The following is an 18960-nucleotide window of genomic DNA, read 5'->3' as shown; positions in this document are numbered from 1 at the left end:
GCATTTTGCGCAATACTAATTGTCAAGATAACCTAGTATCAAAGGGTAGGTGACGATGATGTATTGCGAAGTCAATGTAGGCGAGCGAATCCGATATTTCCGAAATTTACGCGGCTGGAGCCAGGAAACGTTGGCGCTACAGGCGGAAATCAACCCGGCTTTTCTCGGGCATCTGGAGCGCGGACTCAAAAGTCCGACCATCAAGACGCTGGAGAAAATCGTGCGGGCGCTCGACATTTCACTGGCGGAGCTGTTCGCCGATCCACAACCTGTGGATAATGCGAAAGATGCCGTCATCGCACAGGTGTGCGACCAGATCCGCGACCTCCCGCTCGAAAGCATCGAGCGCATCAACGTGATCGTGCGGAATGTTCTGGCGATTGAAAAGTAATTTACAGGTATATTATAGCAAATAAGGTGGACAGAGATTGTCCACCTATGTTATTTCACAAGAGCACCGCAACTTCATATGGACTTTCCTGTCATTTTAGTCGAAACGTACAATATATAAACTTGCACAGAATTAGCGCATGTGCTCACGAAACGTACGAATAAAAACGGCGATATCCATCATATTGCTGCATATAATATCATTTTTATGGCACGAATTGTATATCAGACCAGTTGCACACCTATACAGCTTATGGTACAATAATTAAGAACTTAAGCACGGTGCCTGAGAAATAGGCAAACCCGTCGAAAGATGGGGACGCAAAGCCAGAAGGGTCTAAAGCGGCGAAAGCTGCAATGACAGCCGGTTGCAAGCATCAACGAGGACGCTGTTAACCTCTTCTGCGTTTTATTTGGCAGAAGGAGGTGTACACCGTGAAAAAGAACTTGACAGACCGATTCGCGGTGCAATACACTGCTCACAGCACAGAGCAAGTAAAACTCTACCCTTTTGTGCTGTTCCAAAAAGATATGAAAACGCTTTTAAATCATGGGTAGCCATGTCTTGAAAGCGTTTTTTTATATTGATGCCGTTAAGGCTGATAAAATAAGGAGGAAAAGTTATGAAAAAACGATTGTTATCGGCAATATTGTCATTTTGCATGCTATTGACAATGGCGCCGACCGTGGCGTTTGCGGCAGATGGGGATGATGAAGCCGCACCTCAAAACAACTCTGTCCTGGAGGGCAGCTGCGGCGCAGCAGGCAGCGAAAGCAACGTCACATGGAAATTGACGCCAAACAATGAGGACAATGAAAATCCTACATATACCCTGACCATCTCCGGTTCTGGCGCTATGGCGGATTATACTGCCAACATTAACAATGCAAAGGCCACACAACCCTGGCGAGCAAGTGCAACAGGTGTTGAAATCAAAAAGATTACCAACGTGGTTGTGTCCGAAGATGTTACTTCTATTGGTGCCTTCGCGTTTAACGGCTTGACAGGCGTTTCGGAGTATGACATTGGCGCAAATGTGAGTACCATTAAACGGTGGGCGCTCGAGACCTCTGCTGCTAAGGTGTTTAACCTGAATGAGAATACCAATTTCAAAACAGACGATAATGGCGTTTTATTCAACAAGGATGGCACAACATTGATCGCTTATCCGGGTGACTCTACTGTGCGAGATGAATATACAGTACCTTCTGCTGTGACCGCCATCTCGGACGGCGCTTTTGTCGGTTGCCCAATTAAAAAACTCACGATTGGTAACAATGTGACAACAGAGCTCCCCAGCTGGTCTTTCAATGGCGGCGAATTGGAAGAACTCGATGTAAACTGTCCCTTTGGCTCAGATACTTTCGCACAGATAACGACCTTGAAAAAGGTGACGTTGAGAGATTCTATCACAAAAATTCCCGAGAAGGCTTTTCTCAACTGCACAGGACTGCAGACGGTGAGTATTCCCTCTGGCCTGACAAAGATCGGCTCACAAGCATTTTTCGGATGCTCCAGCCTGCAAGATGTTACGCTGCCCGCATCCCTTACAGAAATCGGTTATCAGGCCTTCCGTGATTGTGACGCGCTGACAAGCATCATATTCCCTGACAGTCTCACGAAAATCGGCGAAAGTGCTTTTTCTGGCTGTACCGGACTGACATACATCTCCTACGGAAATGGGATCGATGATATTGGCGGCAATGCCTTTGGCGGATGCACCGGCGTAAAAGTGATTGACCTGCATCGTGCGACGCAGATCGGTGAATTGTACAATAACGGGGCTAATAACGGAGATTCCGCTCTTACACACGCTTGTATTAAGGACACCCAATATGTAAAGTATTATCTCCGCACAGAATCTCAGGCAAATAGCGTAAAGGGCAATCTTGAATGGGGAAAGGGTGGTGCCGGCAAGGGCAATACCACCAACACCTATTATATTTTGACCGCGACAGATGCCGTTCCGGATTATACTGGCCAAACAGAAACGCCCAAGAGAGCGGGATATACGTTTGGCAAATGGGAAGCAGTCGACGACGTGAGCCAAGGCTCCACCACCACAAAAAATGTTTTTACAGATGCCGATAGCTGGTCTTTGGCTTCCCCCGCTGTCACTGTGTCCCCTGCGTCTGCCAATACCTACGTCGGCGGTAGTGCGGTGACCCTGACCGCCACGGTGTCTGAGCCTGTTGACGGCTTTACCTACTCTTATCAGTGGTACAGCAACACCAGCAACAGCACCGAGGGCGGTACCAAGATTTTCGAAGCCACAAGTGCAACGTATTCCCCGAACATCACCGCCGTTGGTACGACTTATTATTACTGCGTTGTAACGGTTAAGAATGGTTCTGATACCGCTTCTGCAACCACTGCGGTCGTTCCTGTTACCGTAGCAAAGCAGGCAGGCAGCGTCACGATTTCCAACAACAAGACCGCCGCTACCTATGGCGATAAGCCGTTTACCTTTACCTATACAGCAAATAAAGCAGCCACTGTGACAAGCTCCAACACTTCCGTTGCTACTGTTCAGGACAATAATGGAACCGTAACGGTTACTATCGTCGGTGCAGGCACCACGGAAATTTCTGTAGGTTTTGCTGGTGGCACAGATTATAGTGCTGCGTCTGACAAGTTTACTCTGACTGTCAATAAGGCTACACCCTCTATCAAGATCTCCGCAACTCCGGATACGCTTACCGGCGGCGGCTCGGTTGAGCTGACGGTTTCCGGTGTCCCGACCGAGGGCCAGCTCGCTGTCACCTGTGACAACGACATCAAGGTAACCGAAAAGGACGGCAAGTATACTGCTGCCCTGCCGAACGAGACCAAGGATTACACCTTTAAGGCCGCTTACACCGGCACCGATCTGTATAACAACGCTTCGGACACCTGCGTCGTTTCCGTAACCTACAAGGGCAGCTCTCACCATTCTTCCAGCTCTTCCTCTTCCAGCACCTCCAACACCGTTTCTGCATCCACTGCATCGAACGGCAAGGTTTCTCTGGACAAGAGCACGGCGAAAAAGGGCAATACGGTTACCGTAACCGTCACCCCGGATGCAGGCTATCAGCTCGACAAGCTGACTGTCACCGACGCAAAGGGCAAAACCGTTGACGTGACGGACAAGGGCAACGGCAAGTACACCTTCACCATGCCAGAGGGCAAGGTAACGGTTACCCCGACCTTCAGCAAAATCGAGGACGTCAAGCCCTCGAAGAACGGCTTTGATGACGTTGCTTCCTCCGATTGGTTCGCTGACGCGGTCAAGTACGTTTCCGACAAGGGCCTGATGAGCGGCACGGGCAGCGACAAGTTTGCGCCGAGCGCAACCACGACCCGTGCAATGCTGATGACGGTTCTCGCGCGCTACGCAGGCGAGGATACCACCGGCGGCGCTACCTGGTACGAGAAGGGCATGGAGTGGGCAAAGGCTAAGGGCGTGTCCGACGGTACGAACCCGAACGCCAACATCACCCGCGAGCAGCTCGTTACCATGCTGTACCGCTATGCCGGCTCTCCGAAGGCAGACGGCAAGTTCGACAGCTTCTCTGATGCAGCTTCCGTCAGCACCTATGCAGCAGATGCAATGCAGTGGGCAGTAGCTAACGGCATTGTCAACGGCTCCGACGGCAAGCTGAACCCGCAGAATAACGCAACCCGCGCAGAGGTTGCCGCAATCCTCATGCGCTTCTGCGAGATGAGCAAGTAAACCTCGTACAGACAAAAAGCACAGCTTCGGCTGTGCTTTTTCTGTTTCTCCCCCATTTTGATCTATATATTATATCAGTAGAAGCTCCCAGAAATATTCCGGGAGCTTTATTTTATACAGCCTGCAAATAAAAAGTCAAGTCTAAATTAAAGAACATTGAAAATTGAATAATTTATACGGGTTGAAAATTGAGCATCAAAATAAGGCCACCACACTAGTGCTAGCCTGAAAGTTGTAATGAATAAGTGGATAATCAGGATTCCGGAAGAGATGCAAAATATTCCTTTACTCGTCCGTAATAGATCCTTAGAAACTTGTTGGCACCTGCGGTCATATAGACATAGTAAGGCTTGCCTTGAGCGCGTTTCTTGTCTAAGAACTGGTATACAGGGTCATCCTGTGGATGCGTTTTAATTAGGACATCCATTACTTGAAATAATGTTTTCCTAAGGCTAGAAGAACCTCGCTTTGAAGTTGAAACGCTCTTTTGCACATAGGTTCCGGACTCATTAACGCCAGGGTCTACACCGGCAAAAGCAGTAATAGCACCTTTGTGAGTAAAACGGGAAACATCACCGATCTCAGCCATCAATTGAGGACCGAGCGAAGTTCCGACTCCTTTCATAGCCATAACGATGGAGTATTCGGGGAGTTTAGCAGCAATTTCATTCATAAGTGTGCGCAGCGACTCAACGGTTGTAGAAGCACTATTAAGTTGGTCTACAGCCTGCTTGATAATAATCTTTGTAATGTCATCCTTAGGAAGTACAGGAACAAGTTCCTTGGCTTTTCCATAGATTTCTTCAGCTTTCAATTGACTGAAGTTGTACTTCTTGCGTTTGCACCAGTTTTGATAATGACCGATAAAGGCATTCCGGGACATTTTACGGACACAATCCACGTGCCAGTATGTAGAGGCAAAATCGACCCATTTCTGACGGCCATCACTGCGCGCAGGGCTGTCAAAGTAGGTGTTAACACCAGGATAGGTTTGGTCAAGGATTCCGATAAGATTATTCTTCATAGCCGTCCTGTGCTTCATGTAAAACCCAAACTGACGGTTCATGGTTTTAAGCTGATTGCGTAGTTCATCCATAACACTATACTGTTTAAGATTTTGCCACTTGTCAAGAGCATATCTGGCGATTTTAACTGCATCAGCTTTATCAGATTTAACTTTACGAAGAGAATCATTATCAAAATCTTTGATAAGTTTTGGGTTAATGGCACTGACAAAAAGGTTTGCCTGCGAAAGCTGATGAGCAAGGGCTTCATAATAACGCCCTGTATGTTCCATTACGATTCGGGACTCACCTTCAACAGAGTTGATGAGCGCTACAAGTGAATTGATAGCGCTGCTTGTGTGTTTGACCTCGAAGGGTGCAGAAACAATTTCGCCATAAGGCCGCATGATAGCAACCATACTTTTCCCCTTTGAAATATCAATACCTACTGCGTTCATAAATTGTCACTCCTTAAGATTTTGGCAATGGATAAGTGCCAGTTTTACTCATTGCCTATTCAATCTACTGTGGTGTGACACGAATGCGCCTATGACGATTCAACCTGCATAAAACGAACGCTGCGAATGAGGAGCTGGTTATCAGTCTGCATTACGGACGCGTAGTCCAAGAAAGGAGAAGATATCCAATTGCCTCCTACATTCTAACAGCTTAAGCAATAAGATGGATAAGTCCTTACTGGCCGTAAGGAATATTAACCATAAATACATTGTAGTAGAAAGGAGCAATCAAAGATGTTCGAAAATCAAAAATTCCTAACGCGCGGGATAGAAAGCGAGATTCCCGCATGGCTTGTTCATCTTATGTGGCACATGGTCTTGACGATGGAAGTCAAGGAAAAAGATTACCTGCAGGTATTCCAGCTGACAAAAACGCCGGTCGGTCAGCACATCGTCCACGAGCAGGAACAGCCGCCGTACCGTTACGAGCTCGATGTACCGTGTGACGATGCCGTAAATGCGAAAGTGTTTGTCATCGACGATTTAACGCATTCTACTATGCTGCTTGCTGAAGAATATTAAGATTTACTAAACGAAATGGAGGAACAACCAATGAGTGAAACAAGAATTTGTGCAAACTGTGGTGCGGAGCATCCGATTGACGAAATGTTCCAAGTAGAGAATGACTGGCTCTGCGAGGACTGCGCAGATCGCCTGACCGTAATCTGCGACCACTGCGCTGAGCGGGTCTACGAAGAAAACGCCGTCGAGGACGATACGCACACGCTTTGCGACCACTGCTTTGATGAGTACTACGTCCGCTGTGATGACTGCGGCCGGATTATTCACCGCGACCGCGCGTACTGGGACGATGACGACAACGCTTACTGCGCGTCCTGCTGGGGCGAACACTGCGAAGTTATCCACGAGTATAGCTATACGCCCGACCTCGTGTTCCACGGAAAAGGTCTGCGGCATTTCGGCGTAGAGCTTGAAATCGACGACGGCGGCACGGTAAACAGCAACGCCCAGAAGCTGCTCGACATTGCGAATAAGAATGCCGAGAACTTGTACATCAAGACGGACGGCAGTCTGGATGAAGGCCTTGAGCTCGTCACGCATCCGATGACGCTCGAGTATCAGCTGAACGAAATGCCGTGGGCGGAGGTGTTGCGTAAAGCGCAGAGCATGGGATACCTCAGCCACGCCGCCGGAACCTGCGGGCTTCACGTTCACATCTCCCGGTTAGCATTCGGCTGTACTTACGAACAGCAGGAAGCCGCGATTGCCCGCCTGCTGTATTTTGTCGAGAAATTCTGGGCGGAGCTGCTGCGGTTCAGCCGTCGTACGCAGTCCCAGATGAACCGCTGGGCGGCACGGTACGGTATTCGTCTTACGCCGTCCGAGCAGATGAACCACGCGAAGAATTCCTGCGCGGGGCGATATACTGCGGTCAATCTCACGAATGCAGATACGGTTGAAATCCGTATGTTCCGCGGCACGCTCAAGCTGAATACCCTCAAAGCCACCTTGCAGATGGTAAATCATCTGGTTGAGGTGGCTGTTTCCATGTCGGACACCGCTGTACAGGAACTTAGCTGGTTTGACTTCCTTGACGAAATCAACGAGCCGGAGCTTATTCAGTATTTGAAGGAGCGCCGTCTTTACGTTAACGAACCGGTTAATGCCAATACGGAGGAGGCTTAAAATATGTGCAGTTTGTTTGGTTTAATCGACTTTAAGGAGTGCCTGAGCACCCATACGAAGAACAAAATCCTGAATACCCTCGCAAGAGAATGTCAGGTGCGCGGCACAGACGCGACAGGCATCGCCTATAACTTTAACGACCGTCTGCGGATTTATAAGCGCCCCCTTCCCGCTCGGAAAATGAAGATTCACATTCCGCACGGCGTAAACGTGGTCATGGGTCACACCCGTATGACCACACAGGGCAATGCACAGTTTAACCAGAATAACCATCCGTTCCTTGGTCACGTTGACGGAAACAGCTTTGCCCTCGCTCACAACGGAGTGCTCTGGAACGACAAAGAACTCCGTATGGAAGAGAATCTGCCGATGACGAGTGTTGAGACGGACAGCTACGTTGCGGTGCAGCTTCTCGAACAGCAGAAAGCCCTCGACTTTGACAGCCTGAAAGCCATGGCTGAAAAGGTCGAGGGTTCTTTTGTGTTTACGGTTCTGGATAAGGATAACTCCATCTGGTTCGTCATCGGGGACAATCCGCTTTGCGTGATGTTCTATGATGGCTTTCTGATTTACGCTTCCACTCAGGAAATACTCTGCAAAACCATCAAAAAGCTACGGCTGAAAGCGCCCACCGACATTCTAGAACCGCAGGAGGGCGAAATCATGAAAATCGACCGCACCGGCCGTATCACTACCGGGGCCTTCACACCCCACACGACATTCGAGCACTGGTGGCGCAAATATCCCTTTTATCGCAGCTACTACGAGGACACACCGACAAATTATGACGACCTGTTCAGCGTGGCGAAATCATTCGGCGTAACCGCTGATGAAGTGCAGGCACTCTTGGATTACGGCTGCTCCGAGGAAGAAATCGAGGAGATGCTGTACGACCCGGAACTCTTTCACGAGATGACCGGTGAACTGTTATATGCATATTGATTGAAAGGAGGCGATGCGCATGATTGCACTCGGCCCGATCTTCCAAGCTATCGGCGCAGTGGTTGACCTCATCATCGAGGCCGTCGAGAACTTTTCAGATGACTGAAACGAGGTGAAAGTTTGAACCCAGGCAAAATCATTCTCGGCGTGCTGACTGTTATCGGCCTGCTCGCCGACATCATTGACGATGATTGAACACAAAAATGCCGACTCATCAAGAGCCGGTATTTTTTGAGCATGTCAATAGAGTATACCCATCTGAAACAACGAAAAACTATGTCAATAGGGTCGCTTTCGGACTTTTGAAATATGTCAGAATGTGTGGCGATCCTATTGACATAAATGAGTTTCAAAGGTATTTTGCATTGATCTTATGCAGGCAATCCTGTAAAGTTGTGCTGCCGTTATAGATAGCAAGGCACATTGCCCGTATTTCATCGGTCATCTCCAGTCCTTCCATGCGGCAGGACATGGCAATGTTATTAAGAATTTCGGTAATCTTAGTCTGTTGTATATTCGGCATAGTAAGCAATTCTCAAATTAACCGCATTTCAACTGCTCAATAAGTTTATCAAACAGCGACATAAACTCGCTCTCAATCTGCGAGTAAATTTCCTGCGCGGTTGCATCATCATAAAGGTGCGAGGTCTGGTTGCGGGCATTCAGCAGTGCAATCCACGCCTGTTCATCATCAATCAGGCCATACGAGAACGCCTTGCGCATCGTTGCTTTCGGGCTGTTCAACTCTGTAAAACCTTGGTCAAGTAAGAACTCACGAGTGGTTTTCCATGCCAGTTCGCAGGTGAATTCAAAGCGCTGGGTTACACCGTCGCGGATGATTTTAGCCGGGTTCTCTTGATACGCCTGCACGCCTTCGCGCAGACGCTCAACAGCATTGGTGAGATTTTCGAATCTCGTATTGTAACGGTCCAGCAAGCAAATCCCGTCCTTCTCTATATTTTGAAGCAATGCGGCATCGGTGTGTTCGCTGACAAACACCAGATCAACCGAATACAGCGAGTCCAAATCGTTTTCGACAGCATCGCTGAATTGCGCACGCTGTTGCGGCGTACATCCCCAGACCGCGAAATCATAATCACTGCGGACGTGATGATCGCCGCGGGCACGCGAACCGAATAATACCAGTTTCGGCACTCCATAACGGTGCGCTAACTGTTTTACCTGTTCGATTGTCTTATCCATCAGCGTCACCGTCCTTATTATTTTCATTATACCATACTTAAAGGAGAGATACACCATGAAGATTGGATATATCCGCGTCAGCACCGAGGAGCAGAACACAGCTCGGCAGGAAGTCCTGCTGCGCGAACTTGATGTTGACGAGATTTTTATCGACAAGGCGAGCGGCAAGAATGCCGACCGGCCGGAGCTTACCCGTATGATGAATTACGTCCGGCGCGGCGACACGGTTATCGTCGAGTCCATCAGCCGTTTTGCGAGAAACACGCGCGACCTGCTTGACCTCGTGGAACGGCTGACCGAGAAACAGGTGGAATTCGTCAGCCGCAAGGAGGCAATCGACACGACTACGCCTACCGGCAAGTTTATGCTCACCGTGTTCGCGGCAGTCGCAGAACTCGAACGTGAGTACATCTTGCAGCGCCAGCGCGAGGGAATTGCTATCGCTAAAGAGCAAGGTAAATACACCGGCCGCAAGCCAATGCCCCTGCCGGACAACTTCGAACGGGTGGTTTCCCGATGGCGTGCCGGGGAAATCACCGCCGCAGAAGCCATGCGGCAGACAGGGCTGAAGCCGAACACATTTTACCGCCGGTGCTCCCAGACGTCTCTTGCACTTAAACGCATCAAATCCATATAATGCGAATACGAGTAAGCACTATAGAACGAGCGCAGACATTTCTGCCTGCGCTCGTCAGATGTTGTATTGGAATTTTACTGAATCAGCCATTGATAATCCTGCCGTCCATCAATCACGTATTCAACAAAAACTCGTTCGCCTTTAATTTGATAAATGAGTAGATACCATTTACCAAACACCATTTTGCGATACTTTTCTGTTACGAAAACACTCGAACGCAAGATTGGGTTTCGATATGGAAAGCTTTGCAGAGAATCTGCCGCTTTCCTGAAGTCAGCTGCCAATTGGCGTGCCAATCGTTCTTCTAACCGTGCCATGAATACTGCATGCTCAACCAGCTGCTGCGCTGCTCGCTTGGATACGATAACCTGGAATTTGTTTTCAAGCTCCGGCATGACAGGTCTCCCGAATTGCCTGATCCATCATGGAAGCGACTTCATCCACCGAGTAGTCCGGTGCACCGTGTAAGCGGTCTTCCTCAACAGCAAGCAGTTCCTCGCGCAGCTTTAGCATTTTTTCGCGTTTTGTAAATGAATTGATATCCATTACAACGAGATCACCTTCGCCGTTCTTGGTCAGATAAACCGGCTCTCCGGTGGATCTGCACAGCTCGGCAATATCATTGTAATTCTGACGAATACTTGCACTCGGCTTGATATTCATAAAAGCACCTCCATATAGTAATATCATAATTATATTATACTCTAATAGTGCTATGATGCAATAGCTGTTATCTCGAATCTCAGGATAAAATACCGCCGGGTCTCCCAAATACGGGGAACCCGGCGGCTGCATGTTACTGATTTACTTTTTCAGTTTTTACTTGCTCATTTCGCAGAAGCGCATGAGGATTGCGGCAACCTCAGCACGGGTTGCGTTATCCTGCGGGTTCAGCTTGCCGTTGGAGCCGTTGACAATGCCGTTGGCAACTGCCCACTGCATTGCATCTGCTGCATAGGTGCTGACGGAAGCTGCATCAGAGAAGCTGTCGAGCTTGCCGTCTGCCTTCGGAGAGCCGGCGTAGCGGTACATCATGGTAACGAGCTGCTCACGGGTGATGTTGGCGTTCGGGTTTGTACCGTCGGACACACCGTTGGTCTTTGCCCACTCCATACCCTTCTCGTACCAGGTCGCGCCGCCGGTGGTGTCTTCGCCTGCGTAGCGAGCCAGAACCGTCATCAGCATTGCACGGGTCGTGGTTGTGCTCGGCGCAAACTTGTCGCTGCCCGTGCCGCTCATCAGACCCTTGTCGGAAACGTATTTGACCGCGTCAGCATACCAGTCGCCGGTCTTGACGTCAGAGTAAGACTTGTTCTCGGTCTGACTGCCGTTGTCTGCGACGAAGGTCGGGGTAACCGTTACCTTGCCCTCCGGCATAACGAAGGAGAACTTGCCGTTGCCCTTGTCGGTCACTTCGACGGTTTTGCCCTTTGCGTCGGTGATCGTCAGCTTGTCGAGCTTGTAGCCGTCCTTGGCCTTTACGGTAACAGTAACCGTGCTGCCCTTGGAAGCCGAGGTCTTGTCGATCGAAACCGAACCGTTATCCGACTTGGAAGCGGAAACCGTGGTGCTCGAGCCGGAGGACGAGCCGCCGCCGCTGCTCGAATGATGCACAGTGAAGTTTGCGGTGATGGTGGTGTTGCCGTTGATGGTGAAGGTCTTCGTAGCGCCGCCCTCGACTGCCTCGCCGTTTACCGTCCAGCCGCTGAAGTCATAGCCGCTGTCTGCGGTCGCGGTGAGGGTGACAAGCGAATTTGCCTCCATCTGTGCGCCATTTTTCTTATCAGCAGTTACCGTGCCGTTTGCACCGGCAGAATAGTTCAGCGTATAGAAGCTGTTGACCGGAATCTCAGCGTAGGTTTCGGCGTTCTGGAACGTATAACCGTAATTCTCGGAACAAGAAGCCATATTCGGGTCATAGGTAAACAGAACCAGTGCCAGCTTGTGGCCTGCCTTGACCGTATAGTGGGTCGGCTGGAGATACAGAGTATAATCATAATACTTGCCGTCCTGCAGTTCAACCTTGTTTGCCGCAGAAGCGGAGTCAAAGCCTGCATCCGGGTTTGCAAGGTCCATCCAGCCCTGTGCAATTACTTTATATTTAGAATTGCTTGTTACAAAGTTAATGACCTCATAATCCTGTGCACCACTGCCGAACCAGTTGATTTCACCCGTTTTCTGCTTAGTAACGCTAGTGGGATAGGTCGTGAATTCAGTATCAGACATATCAACCAGCATTGCGCTCATCATCAGCGCATCGCGGCTGCCGCTGTCCGCGCTCATAACGGCAATATCAGAGTCGTCATTATTCGCGCGCTTAAGCGGATTCATAGCTTCCTCATGGTTAACACCACGCGGAGCAACTGCCCTCGTATTCTCATCAGAAGCTACAGCAGCCTGCTGAGTCAAATGCTGAATCGGGGTTGCCCTTACATGAACCTTAGTCGTGCCAACAATAACAGTGTCAGTATCCACATCCATCGTGTAAATAGCACGTGCCGAAGTCGAATCCGTGTTATCGAGGAAATGTCCATAATCGGCATAGCTATAATTGCTGTCAACGGTGGTTTTGCCATCGTCGCCGCAAGCAAGACGCAGGGTTTCGGTATTTCCATCCCAATCGCTAAGAGTAGTCCAACTGCCGTCCGTATTGTTCTGAACCGTAACAGCCGCCATGTTCTCAGCACCGTTGTTCTGGTTATACAGATAATGGCTGAACCACTTGTTCAGAATACCGTTATAGGATTCTCCATCAATCAGCAGAGAGACCTTGTAAGAGTCATAGTCCGGGGTGATATGTGCGCCCTGATGGAGCAGCAGCTTAACATTCTGGCCTGCATTCTTAAATGCATCATACATCAGCTGGAACTGCTTAGTGCGAACGTTCGTATCGTTCAGACCATGAACAATCAGCGCCGGGCAATTAAAGTTGTTGTACTTCGAGGTAGATGCAGTGCCTGCCTTGCCCTCATTGCCCGCGGTGTAGTCACGGGTTGCCCAGTGCGTGCCATAGTCACCGTTCAGCGTCTTCTGATCGTTGTAAATACGGTTGAGATATGCCGGGTAAATATCCTTGATGGGTTCCCATTCCGTATCATTCGCATACACACCAGCGTTAATATAGCGGCCTGCGCAGAAGAACGCCAGATGATCACTATATGCTACACCGCCGGTGGCAATACCCTGCGAATTGGTGTACTCGTACCAGCTTGCAATGCCTGCAACCGGAACGATGGTCTTAAGGCCCTTAACACCGGTGGAAGCGACTGCGAAGTCAGTCGTGCCGCCGTAGGAACGGCCGGTCATGGCAACATTGCCGTTCGACCAGTCAGCTTTAATTGCAATATTGCTGGTTCTGTCGGTATAAGCAGCACGGTCACCGGTGAGCCACTCAATAACGCACTTGAATGCGTCGGTCTCAACGTCAGCGCCGCAAGTCTCCAGACCCTCAGAGCCGAGCGTGCCCAGACCGCCTACCTCAATCGCTGCATAGCCGCGAACGAGGAAGTAGTCGTACCAGTCGAGGTCCTCGTAATCGTAGAACGGGTATTTAGGAGAGCTTTCATATGGACTGAGATAGTACCACTCGTCTGCCGTTGCTTTATTAGCAGTGTCCATAGTATTTGCCGTGCCTTTAGCCTCGCGTGCAGCAGGCTGCGCGTACAGCTTGTTCAAGTTATATCCCTGATCGCCCTTGGTATAATCGATGCCGCGAGCCTCGCCGTTATCCGTGCAGCCGGTGATGTACGGACGTGCATCATAGATGGCTGCAGCCTTGTACTTGCCCTCAGCGGCAGCACGGGGAAGCTGCACCAGCGCCTTTACGAGGTCGAGCTTGCCATCGCCGTCGGTGTCGTAGTTGGTCTCAACGTAAACCGAGTAGCGGATGATGTCGCTGTTATCGTTGCTGTAGCCGTCCTTGGTCGGAACACCGCTCGTGTACGGAAAAATCGGCTGTGCCACACCGTCTACGAACAGCGGAGTGCCGTTCTTTACTGCATTGCGCAGGTTAACAGCTGCCGTGCTGTTTGCCATCGTGTACAGCTCTTCCAGCGAGCAGGCTGCGGAACCGTCGAACTTGTCATCTGCGATGCCTACGCTCTTCGCCATAGCGATGTAGTCGCTGTCGCCGCTCGGGAACTGCGTTTCCTTCATGCCGCAATCCAGCAGAATGTACTTGACCGCATTCAGCTTGGTCAAGCCGCCGCTCTGTGCCGAAGCTTCGAGCGCCGCATAGGTCGATACCTGCTGTCCGTCATCGCCGCTGTTTGCATCAACAGCGCCCGCCTGACAGGTGAACGACAGGATCATGGAAAGCACCAGCGCGAGGCTGGCCGCTCTCTTCTTCATGTGTACTCCCTCTTTCGTGGTAAATATAGGATTTTTGCACCTGCCTTTATCATTCAAAGATGGATATTTTACCACTCCTTCGAATTTTAATACAAATGCTTTTTAAGCATACTCGTTTACTATGGAAAAGTCAAGGAATTTTGAACAGAACAGGTGAAAAATGTCTAAAAATTTCGCCCAGAAAACCAAAACAAGAGCCGACAGAAAATCCATCAGCTCTTGCAAGAGGATAAATGTAAGCGTATCCGGCAATGACTCAATCAGTCGTTGTAGAAATCCAGACGGTCGGTCAGCGGAACAGCCTCAATCAGGCCGGACTTCTGGCTCTTCAGGCAGGAGTCCGTAGTAACAGCTGCACAGTAGCCGTCCCAAGCAGAAGCAGCAGCCTTGCAGTGAATTCCCTGCTCACGGCATCAATTCGTCAATTTTCTTCAGCAGAATGTCGCGTGCGCCCTTTATCAATCGCTGCTGGATAATCGTTTCCATCAACACACTGTACAATTCGTCAGAATTCATCTCACGAGTCAACCAGTGTTCGCCGTTCTTGCTCTGCGCGTTCCATTTCTCCATCCACGCATCGATATTCTTTCTTCCGTTGTTTTCTGCTGCTTTCAGGCAGATCTCTTTCATATGCGTTACATCTGGACATCCAGAGTCCCACTCTTTTAAGTATTCTGCTATCGTTTCGTCTGAAATACGAATTTGTCTCGATTCACCACTAATATACCGTGCAAAATCTGCATTATTCATCATTGTCCAGAAACCATCAATATGTACGGGGGAAGCCGCCTCGCAGCAATATAATTCGCTCGGATCGAATTGCAGGCATTGCTGAGCATTTTCGTAATACCTCCACGCGAGGCTCACCGGATTATCCATTAGCCCGTACTTTTCAAGCGCCGTTCTCCAGAGTTCTGCCTCTTCCTCAGACAGAATTCTGTAGCCGTGCAATTTAAGAAAATACAGAAGATTGTCTCGCACCGTTTCTCCATCGTCATGGAAGAATTCACAAACGTCGAGTAGCAGCAGCAGCCGTGCTTTCCGTTGTTTTTCCGCGCTTGGTTTCTCTTGATATACGTTTTCAGGAAATGGCACTTCATCCAGGCTAAAATCTCGTTTCCCATCTTTACGAGCAGCAATACAGTCTCTCTTTTGAATGCAGATCAGCATAAACACGAACGCAGTGTGCTTGGCAGCATTTCGAGCAAGCTGCAGCGCCTCTTTTATATTCTCCATATCCGGAACATTTTTACCTCGTGTCGCCTTAAGATAAGCTGTCACGCTCTTTTTCAGATACTCAGCATCACAAACGTTACTGCAATCACTCCATTCACCTATAACCTCGAACGTAGTTTTGCTGTGGCTGTTCCATTCTGTGCAGAATTCTCGGTATTTGTTCAGACATTTCCGGCGTTCCAGATACTGCTTCAGCGCTTCTGCGTCGCGCTTCATATATTGACCCTCGAATTTTTTATGATCCTCTTTCAAACGTCGGTGCTCCCGATAAGCGCTCATAAACGCCGAAAAGTAGCGCACATAGAAATCCACGGCCCGGTTTTCCGTCAACACAGCATCCGGAACCCACTGCTTAATCTGCGCTGTAAGCGCCTGCGCCTCCTGTCCGTCGGGCGCGTTCTCGTTGGCATTATGCAGCTCTCGCGCATAATACTGCATGCCGTTCCGCGTCGCGCGAGCATATTCCGCCAGCGCTTTCAGCGTGCTTTCATACATTGGACGAACCATCTGCTCCAGTTTGTCGATTTGTTCCTGTTTCTTTGCGCTGCAATATTTGTCCCAAGCTCGCTCGACACAAACAGCATATGCCTGCTGCGTACCTTCTCCATACTGCCTCAACAGCTCATGCAAATGCGAACGATTGACCCGGTTGTCTTCATAGTTACTGCTAAAGAGTGTGCTGCGATCCGCAAGCAGTGCATCCACGGTTTTCATATCCGTAATGTTTTCCTCATAGCTGTTGATGAAAGCCGCCTTGTGCCCCAGTACCCGATATACCTCGTTGGGTCGGCTGTGCGGCAAACCGCATGCTGCGGCAAACGCAGTGCGCGCGTCATTGATGGCGTCTGCCTGCTCCACACTCGCGCAGCTCATATCGTTCGCCAGAATTTTCCTTTTCTCCAACGTGTACTGTCTTTGGCTGCCCCTTGGCCTGATTTCAACGAAATGATTGTCTTTTTGCATTCTCATATTCCCCTCTCATCGGCTATTTTCGATGAATTGCGTGCTCCGTTGTATGCTTCATCGAATATTTCCGAACTTTTTCGTCTTATAAATCTACATTTTCCTCGTAAACACCGAAATTTACATTAAAACGACGTCTCAATCCCGTTTTTTTATTTTCACCCTATAATAGAGTTATCAACCAAATTCTTCGGGCAGCAATGCTGGAAACAGCGGAATTTCCGGGAAGTTTTCCCGGAAAAACGCGAAAGGAGTAAAGACCCTATGCAACATGTTAAGCATTTCAACCGTTGGTCAGACCCACCGCATGACGGCAAGAAGGCTGCGCGCCGCCGCGATGTCGGCAACATCAACCTTTTCATTGTCCCCTCCCTGCATCCGAAGCAGGAGCCGGACAAGACCGCCGTCGAGGCGCCGCCCGATGTGATCGCTGCTGACACCGCAATGGAGGAGCTGACCGAGCGCCCGGCGCTTCCGGCATCCGCTGAGGACGAGGCAGCAGGCTGGGACTGGAACGAAACCAATATCGACGAATTCGAGGAGGACTAACAAATGGATGTTTATAGCATTGACTACACGCTGTATGTTCAGGACGGCGAGCATGAGCCCAAGCAGATGACTAACTTCACCCCGGTGATTGAAACCGCGTACTATCCTCTGGAGGGTTCACAGGACGACATCCCGGCATACCTGGGTATCCAGCTGATTTTAGAGGACGGTTCCGTGCGCAGCCTTACCCTGCCCATGACCTCAAATCTGGCACGCACAATTGTCGCCGAAGAGCCGCGCGCTGTGCTCCTCAAGACCGGCTATGCACCTCTCGTCCAGAAGTACATCGTCGACCAGCTTTCCAAAACTGGGCGCCCCGGTGAGTGCCAGCGCGGCGTTTACCTGCCGGGCAACGGCACCTACCGTCTGGCGGATGGTCAGCATGTCACCGTGTGGAACGGACGTGTCGCAGGTTCGACCAAGCTCGAGGTTCCGTATATGATCAAGCCGACCAACACCTATCGCATTACGAATAGTATCGACAGACCGGTGCCGACTCTGGTCAGGACGTTGCTTGAGAACGATGCAGCTCTGATTTTGCCGGTTGCATATGCCTTTCTTGTCTCGCGCCGCGATGTCCTGACTGCCGAGCAGCATCCGTTGCAGGGCGGTCTATACATAACCGGTGTTCAGTCGAGCGGCAAGACGACGCTTGCCCGTCGTGTCTTCGGATACACCGAACGCATCGGAACCCCAGGTAAACCGGCACTTATGCTGGAGGCGGTGAGCACAGAAGCATCCGTGCGCGACACGCTTTCGGAGAACCCGGGATGTGTGGTCATCATCGACGACCTCGCCCATTCCTCCTCGCGTACCATCGAAGCGCATCGCAAGACGCTCGGCGGAGCCATGCTCCGTCTGGCTGCCAACGAAGGCGACTCTACCAAGAAGGGTAAAACCGGGAAGACCGATCATCGCGATTGCACCTCCGGAATTGCCTTGACAGCTGAGTTCGTGCTGGACGGCGTTTCCGAGCTCACACGCAGTATTTTCGTGTACCTTGAAAAAAAGTTAAATCTGACCGATGACGTCTGTCCTGCTCTGATTGGAGCGGTCCTCGAGGAGTTCGCCGACTGGTTTGCGGACAACTATGACCACGCTATCGAACTGCTTCACAAAATCGTCAATTCACCGAATATTCCAATCAATCTCCGCGCCGACGGTGCAGACGAGTTTACGGAGCTGCTCACACGCGAGCGCCGCATTCAGGACAACCTCGCTCTGCTCCAGTGGGCCTTTGTGGGTATGGTTGAGATGATCAAAGCGCGCATGGAATTGCCTTCCAGTGACGAGCATGCTCTCAACGAGAAGTTTTGGGAGGCGATTCACCGCTCTGTCCGCAAGCAGGTTACGGAATTCCGCAGGATTCAATCACAGCTCAAGGAAGGTAACATCGCTTTTCTGCTCTGTGAAGCGATAGAGAGCGACGAATTTAAGCTCTGTCGTAAAAAAGAAAAACTTTTCAAGCGAAACGGCATCATCTGGAAGGAGAAGAAGGGCGTCATCAAACAGGTCGGCATCAAGCAGACCGCGCTTGTCCAGTTTATCCGCAATCAGAACGGCTATCAGAACTACTCCAGCCGAAAGATTACCGACTATCTAAAGGATATCGGCTGTCTGACCATAAATGAGGATAAGAGCAATACCGTTCACCTCGGCAAGATCAAGGACGGCAAACGTTCCCTGCCTCGTGTTCTGCTGATTGATGTAGAGACGCTGCGTGACAACGCCGAGAAATATGAACTTTTCGCAGAACAGGCGCGCGAGTAATCCCGTTCTCAGTATAGCACCTGCGACATCGAGCCGCA

The 18960-nt window shown here is 50.2% G+C and carries 15 protein-coding genes, 1 pseudogene and 1 riboswitch; of the genes and pseudogenes, 10 read left to right on the top strand and 6 right to left on the bottom strand.

Annotated elements, in window-relative coordinates:
* The first annotated feature begins 55 nt into the window (after window positions 1-55).
* The 4 genes and pseudogenes from H8S02_RS02515 (at window position 56) to H8S02_RS12470 (ending at window position 4103) form a co-directional block, all read left to right on the top strand.
* Window positions 56-391 (top strand): helix-turn-helix domain-containing protein, encoded by a 336-nt coding sequence (locus H8S02_RS02515; protein ID WP_202183339.1) that lies wholly within the window; start codon window positions 56-58, stop codon window positions 389-391.
* Window positions 392-676: 285 nt separating this feature from the next.
* Window positions 677-766: riboswitch (cyclic di-GMP riboswitch) on the top strand.
* A 174-nt stretch (window positions 767-940) separates the two neighbouring features.
* Window positions 941-1102, top strand: coding sequence for a hypothetical protein (locus H8S02_RS12480; protein ID WP_243166383.1), 162 nt, complete (start codon window positions 941-943; stop codon window positions 1100-1102).
* A pseudogene (locus tag H8S02_RS12805) lies at window positions 1053-2057 on the top strand (leucine-rich repeat domain-containing protein); the annotation flags it as partial. The gene H8S02_RS12480 and the pseudogene H8S02_RS12805, both read left to right, overlap by 50 nt.
* A 495-nt stretch (window positions 2058-2552) precedes the next feature.
* Entirely contained in the window at window positions 2553-4103 is a 1551-nt protein-coding gene (locus tag H8S02_RS12470; protein ID WP_330601916.1) for an S-layer homology domain-containing protein, read from the top strand.
* Window positions 4104-4356: 253 nt separating this feature from the next.
* Here the strand turns inward: H8S02_RS12470 and H8S02_RS02505 are convergent, their stop codons facing one another.
* On the bottom strand, window positions 4357-5565 hold the full coding sequence (locus H8S02_RS02505) for an IS110 family RNA-guided transposase (RefSeq protein WP_186969154.1): 1209 nt from the start codon (window positions 5563-5565) through the stop codon (window positions 4357-4359).
* 294 nt (window positions 5566-5859) lie between these two features.
* On the opposite strand from H8S02_RS02505, the gene H8S02_RS02500 reads away from it, so the two are divergent.
* The 3 genes from H8S02_RS02500 to H8S02_RS02490 are packed head-to-tail and all read left to right on the top strand — an operon-like array spanning window position 5860 to window position 8214.
* Entirely contained in the window at window positions 5860-6147 is a 288-nt protein-coding gene (locus H8S02_RS02500) for a DUF960 family protein (RefSeq protein WP_186969152.1), read from the top strand.
* A gap of 30 nt (window positions 6148-6177) precedes the next feature.
* Complete coding sequence (locus H8S02_RS02495) at window positions 6178-7272, top strand: amidoligase family protein (protein ID WP_186969151.1); 1095 nt, start codon at window positions 6178-6180, stop codon at window positions 7270-7272.
* A 3-nt stretch (window positions 7273-7275) separates the two neighbouring features.
* Window positions 7276-8214 (top strand): class II glutamine amidotransferase, encoded by a 939-nt coding sequence (locus tag H8S02_RS02490; protein WP_186969149.1) that lies wholly within the window; start codon window positions 7276-7278, stop codon window positions 8212-8214.
* Between the two features lie 540 nt (window positions 8215-8754).
* Here H8S02_RS02490 and H8S02_RS02485 read toward each other — a convergent pair.
* Window positions 8755-9417 carry an HI0074 family nucleotidyltransferase substrate-binding subunit gene (locus H8S02_RS02485; protein WP_186969147.1) on the bottom strand — a complete coding sequence of 221 codons (663 nt, stop codon included), beginning with the start codon at window positions 9415-9417 and terminating at the stop codon, window positions 8755-8757.
* A gap of 55 nt (window positions 9418-9472) precedes the next feature.
* On the opposite strand from H8S02_RS02485, the gene H8S02_RS02480 reads away from it, so the two are divergent.
* The gene (locus H8S02_RS02480; protein ID WP_186969145.1) at window positions 9473-10054 is read left to right on the top strand and encodes a recombinase family protein; all 582 of its coding nucleotides are present in this window, start codon (window positions 9473-9475) and stop codon (window positions 10052-10054) included.
* 74 nt (window positions 10055-10128) lie between these two features.
* Here H8S02_RS02480 and H8S02_RS02475 read toward each other — a convergent pair whose 3' ends face one another.
* From H8S02_RS02475 to H8S02_RS02460, 4 genes are all read right to left on the bottom strand, one after another.
* Complete coding sequence (locus tag H8S02_RS02475) at window positions 10129-10449, bottom strand: type II toxin-antitoxin system RelE/ParE family toxin (protein WP_186969143.1); 321 nt, start codon at window positions 10447-10449, stop codon at window positions 10129-10131.
* Window positions 10436-10717 carry a type II toxin-antitoxin system Phd/YefM family antitoxin gene (locus tag H8S02_RS02470; protein WP_110435924.1) on the bottom strand — a complete coding sequence of 94 codons (282 nt, stop codon included), beginning with the start codon at window positions 10715-10717 and terminating at the stop codon, window positions 10436-10438. Before H8S02_RS02470 ends, H8S02_RS02475 begins: the two co-directional genes overlap by 14 nt.
* A gap of 156 nt (window positions 10718-10873) precedes the next feature.
* The gene (locus tag H8S02_RS02465; protein ID WP_186969141.1) at window positions 10874-14404 is read right to left on the bottom strand and encodes a CocE/NonD family hydrolase; all 3531 of its coding nucleotides are present in this window, start codon (window positions 14402-14404) and stop codon (window positions 10874-10876) included.
* Between the two features lie 405 nt (window positions 14405-14809).
* Window positions 14810-16603: a hypothetical protein gene (locus H8S02_RS02460; RefSeq protein WP_186969139.1), complete on the bottom strand. Its 1794-nt coding sequence runs from the start codon at window positions 16601-16603 to the stop codon at window positions 14810-14812.
* Window positions 16604-16867: 264 nt separating this feature from the next.
* Here H8S02_RS02460 and H8S02_RS02455 point away from each other — a divergent pair, with 264 nt between their 5' ends.
* Together H8S02_RS02455 and H8S02_RS02450 are read left to right on the top strand one after the other, a co-directional pair.
* On the top strand, window positions 16868-17152 hold the full coding sequence (locus H8S02_RS02455; RefSeq protein ID WP_186969137.1) for a hypothetical protein: 285 nt from the start codon (window positions 16868-16870) through the stop codon (window positions 17150-17152).
* A 3-nt stretch (window positions 17153-17155) separates the two neighbouring features.
* The gene (locus H8S02_RS02450; RefSeq protein ID WP_186969136.1) at window positions 17156-18922 is read left to right on the top strand and encodes a P-loop NTPase family protein; all 1767 of its coding nucleotides are present in this window, start codon (window positions 17156-17158) and stop codon (window positions 18920-18922) included.
* Window positions 18923-18960 lie beyond the last annotated feature (38 nt).

The sequence above is a fragment of the Agathobaculum hominis genome, assembly GCF_014288055.1.
Lineage (GTDB): Bacteria > Bacillota > Clostridia > Oscillospirales > Butyricicoccaceae > Agathobaculum > Agathobaculum hominis.
Note: the sequence above shows the minus strand (reverse complement) of the source record. Positions and strands in the feature narration are given on the sequence as shown.

Bases quoted from the DNA above. Each gene is read 5' to 3' on its own strand.
- H8S02_RS02450 (WP_186969136.1), top strand. From the start codon at position 17,156: ATGGATGTTTATAGCATTGACTACACGCTGTATGTTCAGGACGGCGAG.
- H8S02_RS12480 (WP_243166383.1), top strand. From the start codon at position 941: ATGGGTAGCCATGTCTTGAAAGCGTTTTTTTATATTGATGCCGTTAAG.
- H8S02_RS02475 (WP_186969143.1), bottom strand. From the start codon at position 10,449: ATGCCGGAGCTTGAAAACAAATTCCAGGTTATCGTATCCAAGCGAGCA.
- H8S02_RS02480 (WP_186969145.1), top strand. From the start codon at position 9,473: ATGAAGATTGGATATATCCGCGTCAGCACCGAGGAGCAGAACACAGCT.
- H8S02_RS02465 (WP_186969141.1), bottom strand. From the start codon at position 14,404: ATGAAGAAGAGAGCGGCCAGCCTCGCGCTGGTGCTTTCCATGATCCTG.
- H8S02_RS02515 (WP_202183339.1), top strand. From the start codon at position 56: ATGATGTATTGCGAAGTCAATGTAGGCGAGCGAATCCGATATTTCCGA.
- H8S02_RS02495 (WP_186969151.1), top strand. From the start codon at position 6,178: ATGAGTGAAACAAGAATTTGTGCAAACTGTGGTGCGGAGCATCCGATT.
- H8S02_RS02460 (WP_186969139.1), bottom strand. From the start codon at position 16,603: ATGCAAAAAGACAATCATTTCGTTGAAATCAGGCCAAGGGGCAGCCAA.
- H8S02_RS02485 (WP_186969147.1), bottom strand. From the start codon at position 9,417: ATGGATAAGACAATCGAACAGGTAAAACAGTTAGCGCACCGTTATGGA.
- H8S02_RS02505 (WP_186969154.1), bottom strand. From the start codon at position 5,565: ATGAACGCAGTAGGTATTGATATTTCAAAGGGGAAAAGTATGGTTGCT.
- H8S02_RS02490 (WP_186969149.1), top strand. From the start codon at position 7,276: ATGTGCAGTTTGTTTGGTTTAATCGACTTTAAGGAGTGCCTGAGCACC.
- H8S02_RS02500 (WP_186969152.1), top strand. From the start codon at position 5,860: ATGTTCGAAAATCAAAAATTCCTAACGCGCGGGATAGAAAGCGAGATT.
- H8S02_RS02455 (WP_186969137.1), top strand. From the start codon at position 16,868: ATGCAACATGTTAAGCATTTCAACCGTTGGTCAGACCCACCGCATGAC.
- H8S02_RS02470 (WP_110435924.1), bottom strand. From the start codon at position 10,717: ATGAATATCAAGCCGAGTGCAAGTATTCGTCAGAATTACAATGATATT.